Raw genomic sequence first — 4,535 nt, forward strand, 5'->3', positions numbered from 1 at the left:
GTACAACCCGCCCGCCTCCCCGACCCGGACCCGGCCCGCCGAGCGCGCCCCCCTGCGCGTCGCGGCCGTCCAGCAGCGCTGGTACCGCGACCCGGCCGAGCACCGCTCCGCCCTGCGGGAGGGCATCCGGCTCGCCGCCGTGGAGGGCGCCCGGGTGGTCTGCCTCCAGGAGCTGACGCTCTCGCCGTACTTCGCGGTCGTCCGCCGCGCCGACCACCCCGAGCCGGCCGCCCCGGAGGAGCTGCTGACGGGCCCCACCTTCACGTTCGCGGCCGAGGCCGCCCGTGAGCACGGGGTGTACGTCCACGCCTCGCTGTACGAGAAGGCCCCGGCGCCCGGCGGCGAGGACGACGGCCTCGGCTACAACACCGCGATCCTGGTCGCCCCCGACGGCACCCTCGCCCAGCGCACCCGTAAGACCCACATCCCGGTCACGGAGGGGTATTACGAGGACGACTGGTTCCGGGCCGGCCCTGCGGGCGACGACGCCTTCCCGCTGGTCGAGGTCGACGAGGCCCGCTTCGGCCTGCCGACCTGCTGGGACCAGTGGTTCCCCGAGCTGGCCCGCGCCTACTCGCTGGCCGGCGCCGACGTCCTCGTCTACCCGACCGCCATCGGCTCCGAGCCCGGCTTCCCCGGCTTCGACTCCCAGCCGCTCTGGCAGAAGGTGATCACCGGCAACGCCATCGCCAACGCCACTTTCATGGTCGTCCCGAACCGCATCGGCGCCGAGAACGGCCTCACCTTCTACGGCAGCTCGTTCATCGTGGACCCGTACGGCCGCGTCCTGGCCCAGGCCCCCCGCGACGAGCCCGCCGTCCTGGTCGCGGACCTCGACCTGGACGCCCGCCGCGACTGGCTGGAGCTGTTCCCGTTCCTGACCACCCGCCGCCCCGACGCGTACGGCCCGCTCACCGGGACCCGCTGATCCGCCAGGCCGGAAGACCCGGGCCGGGGGCGTACCCGCAGGACGCACCGATACGTACCTGAAACAGAGCCGTGCGGCGCTCGAAGTGCGCCCCTGACCGGCCGGAAGCGGCTTTCCCGGAGGCTGTCGACGTACCCGATCCCCGAGGTACGCGATCGTCAGGAGACCAGAGCCGTGCAGAGCCCACCACAGCCCGCAGCGCCTGCCACGGACCCGGCACCCGACCTCGACGTCGCTCCCGGCCCCGCCGTGCGCGTCGGCCCCCGCCGAGCCGCCACCGCCCCTCGGCTCGCCGCCACCGCAGCGGTCGTCTGGGCGGCGGTGATGGCGCTGCACGCGGGGATCCCGAACACCGGCGTCAGCGCGGGCAGCCTCTTCCAGACGCTGCTGCCGTGGACGGGCCTCGGCGTGCCGGTCCTGCTCGTGCTCGCCGCCGTACTCCGGTCCCGGCTCGCCGCCGTGGCGGTGCTCGCGCCCGCCGTCGTGTGGGTGACGCTCTTCGGCGGGGCCCTCACCGACAAGCGTTCCGGCGGCGGCGATCTGACGGTGGTCAGCCACAACGTGGACGAGGGGAACGCCGACCCGGCCGGAACCGCACGCGCACTGGCCGGGGCGGGCGCGGACGTCCTGGCCCTGGAGGAGCTGTCCGACGCGTCGGCCGCCGTCTACTCCCGCGAGCTGGCCGCCGCCTACCCGCACCACGCGGTCATCGGCGGGGTCGGCCTCTGGAGCAGGCACCCGCTGGCGGACGTGAAGGCGGTGCCGATCATGCCGTGGACCCGCGCGCTGCGCGCCACCGCCCGGACCCCGGACGGGCCCGTCGCCGTGTACGCGGTGCATCTGGCGTCGGTGCGGGTCTCGGCGGCCGGTTTCACGACCGGCCGGCGCAACGACGCGGCCCGCGAGCTGGCCGCCGCGCTCCGGGCGGAGCCCGCGCCCCGGGTGGTGGTGCTGGGCGACTTCAACGGTACGTATCAGGACGACGCACTGGCCCCGGTGACCTCGCGGCTGCGGTCCGCGCAACGGGAGGCGGGCGACGGCCTCGGGTTCACCTGGCCCGCCGCGTTCCCGATGGTCCGCATCGACGACGTGCTCGTACGGGGGATGACCCCGCGCGCCGCCTGGACCCTGCCCGCGACCGGCAGCGACCACCTCCCGGTCGCGGCCACGCTCGGCCGGTGAACGGGTCCTCCACCCTCCCCCGACTACGATGCGACCGACCGACCCATCGCCTGACCGACCGATCGGCCTGACCGGCCGATGACCTCGAACGCCCAGGTAGGCAGCGTGTCCGCAACCCGAGGACCGGCCCCCGGCCCCGCCCCCGTCGACGTGCTGGTGGTCGAGGACGACGCCACCATCCGCCGCGCCGTCCAACTCGCCCTGGAGCGCTACGGCTACCGGGTCGACGTGGCCGCCGACGGGCTCAGCGGCCTGGAGGCCTTCCGCGCGGGCGCGTACGACCTGCTGATCCTCGACGTGATGCTGCCCGAGCTGGACGGCATCGGCCTCTGCCACCGGATCCGCGAGGAGAGCCCCGTCCCGGTCCTCATGATGTCCGCACGCGGCGACGCCCTCGACGTGGTCGCGGGCCTGGAGGCGGGGGCCGACGACTATGTGATCAAGCCGGTGGACACCTCCGTCATGGTCGCCCGCATCCGCGCCCTGCTGCGCCGCGCCACCTTCCGCCCGGAACCGGAGAGCCCCGCATCCGAGGAGCCCGGCCGGGACCGGGCCCCCGACCACATCCTCACCTTCGGCGACCTGACCGTCGACACCCTCGGCATGGAGGTCCGCCGGGCCGACGCGACCGTGTCGCTGACCCCCACCGAACTGCGGCTGCTGCTGGAGTTCGCCGCCGCCCCCGGCTCGGTCCTCGACCGCCGCCGGCTGCTGCGCGACGTGTGGGACTACGGCTGGGAGGGCGACACCCGGGTCGTGGACCTGTGCGTGCTGCGGCTGCGCAAGAAGATCGGCAGCGGGCGGATCGAGACCGTCCGCGGCTTCGGCTACAAGCTCGTCCGCGGCTGAGCGGACGCCGATCGCCGTGGATTTCCTCAACCCCCGCGCCCTGCGCTGGAAGATCGCCGCACTGGCCGCCACCGCGTGCTGCGCGGTGGCGGCCGTGGTCGGCTTTCTGGTGCACGACGCGACCCGGGAACGCGGTCTGCGCGTCGGCACCGACCGCACGCTGACCCGGCTGATCGCCGCGGAGCGGGAGTACGACCGTACGGGGAGGGCTCCGGCCGACATCGACGTACGGAGCAGGGGCGAACTGCCCGAACCGCTGGCGCGCGACCTCGCCGGCTTCGCGGAGCGGCCGGGGACCGATCAGCCGGACGTCGGGGGATACGCCACCTGGTACGACGCCGATCCCCCCAACTGGTTCTGGATGTGGGGCGCCGTGGAGGTCGACGACGACCGGTTCCTCGTCGTCCGGGACGACATGAGCACCGAGGTCCGCAGCCTCCAGCTCCTGGACCGCAGCATCGTGAAGTCCGTCCTCGCCGCCCTCCTCTTCGTCGTCCCGCTCGCCGCCCTCGCCACGGAACCGATCAACCGGCGGCTGCGCCACGGGGCCCGTACCGCCCGCCGGATCGCCGACGGCGACCTGGACGCCCGGATCGGCACGGCCGGGCGGGCCCGGGACGAGGTCACCGAGATGGCGGCGGCCGTCGACGACATGGCCGCCGCCCTCCAGCGCAGGCTGGACGACGAGCGCCGCTTCACCGCCGACGTCGCGCACGAACTGCGCACCCCCCTCATGGGCCTGGTCACCGCCGCCGGGCTGCTGCCCGAGGAGGACGAGGCGACCGGTCTCGTACGGGACCGGCTGCGGGCCCTGAGCGCGATGGTCGAGGACCTGCTGGAGATCTCCCGCCTGGACGCGGGCGCCGAGCGGGCCCGCCTCGACCCGGTTCCGCTGGGCGAACTGGTCGCGGACGTGGTGCGGCGTACGGGCACGGACACCCGCGTCACCGTGGCGGAAGCCGAGGTGGTGGAGACCGACCCGCGTCGGGTGGAGCGGATCGTGGTCAACCTCGTCACCAACGCCCACCGGCACGGCGGGGCCCCCGTCGAGGTGACCGTGGCCGGGGGGCGGATCACCGTGCGGGACCACGGTTCCGGCTTCCCGCCCGACCTGCTGGAGCGCGGCCCGCAGCGGTTCCGCACCGGTGCCGGAGAACGCGGCCGGGGGCACGGTCTCGGGCTGACCGTCGCCCAGGGCCAGGCCGAGGTGCTCGGGGCCCGGCTGACCTTCGCGAACGCCCCGGACGGGGGAGCGGTCGCGACCCTCGACCTGGCCCCGCGGCCCGCCTGATACGGAACCGCAACGCACTCTCGCGGCGGTGGAAACGGTGCTGTACGGGTCCGGAAGAACGACTCCTCGAAGGTGACACCGGTACGGGAAACCGCACCGGCACCCTCTGGAGGACCCCATGCCCGCAGCCCCCACCGTCCCCGATCCCACCGGAAGGGGCGTCCGCTTCCGCATCCGGCTCAGGCCCCTCCTCCGCCGCCCGGTCCTCGTACCGCTGACCGCCGCCGTGGTGTTCGTGGCCGGCACGGGAGGGTGGTACGCGGCCGGGGGCGGCGGGTCCGCGAA

General features: G+C 74.7%; 4 protein-coding genes. All 4 read left to right on the forward strand.

The features are described 5' to 3' along the window. Window positions 1-928 (forward strand): carbon-nitrogen hydrolase (locus tag D3105_RS32450; RefSeq protein ID WP_118906420.1); only part of this gene is annotated, 928 nt, incomplete at its 5' end. A gap of 249 nt (window positions 929-1,177) precedes the next feature. Beyond that, the gene (locus D3105_RS32455) at window positions 1,178-2,110 is read left to right on the forward strand and encodes an endonuclease/exonuclease/phosphatase family protein (RefSeq protein WP_240647104.1); all 933 of its coding nucleotides are present in this window, start codon (window positions 1,178-1,180) and stop codon (window positions 2,108-2,110) included. A 78-nt stretch (window positions 2,111-2,188) separates the two neighbouring features. Next, a complete protein-coding gene (gene cseB / locus D3105_RS32460) occupies window positions 2,189-2,959 on the forward strand; it encodes a two-component system response regulator CseB (RefSeq protein ID WP_118906422.1) in 771 nt (256 codons plus the stop codon). A 16-nt stretch (window positions 2,960-2,975) separates the two neighbouring features. Continuing rightward, a complete protein-coding gene (locus D3105_RS32465; RefSeq protein ID WP_118906423.1) occupies window positions 2,976-4,250 on the forward strand; it encodes a sensor histidine kinase in 1,275 nt (424 codons plus the stop codon). Window positions 4,251-4,535: the final 285 nt, after the last annotated feature.

It is taken from the genome of Streptomyces globisporus, from assembly GCF_003501885.1.
GTDB classification, from domain to species: Bacteria; Actinomycetota; Actinomycetes; order Streptomycetales; family Streptomycetaceae; genus Streptomyces; species Streptomyces globisporus_D.

Bases quoted from the DNA above. Each gene is read 5' to 3' on its own strand.
- cseB (WP_118906422.1), top strand. From the start codon at position 2,189: ATGACCTCGAACGCCCAGGTAGGCAGCGTGTCCGCAACCCGAGGACCG.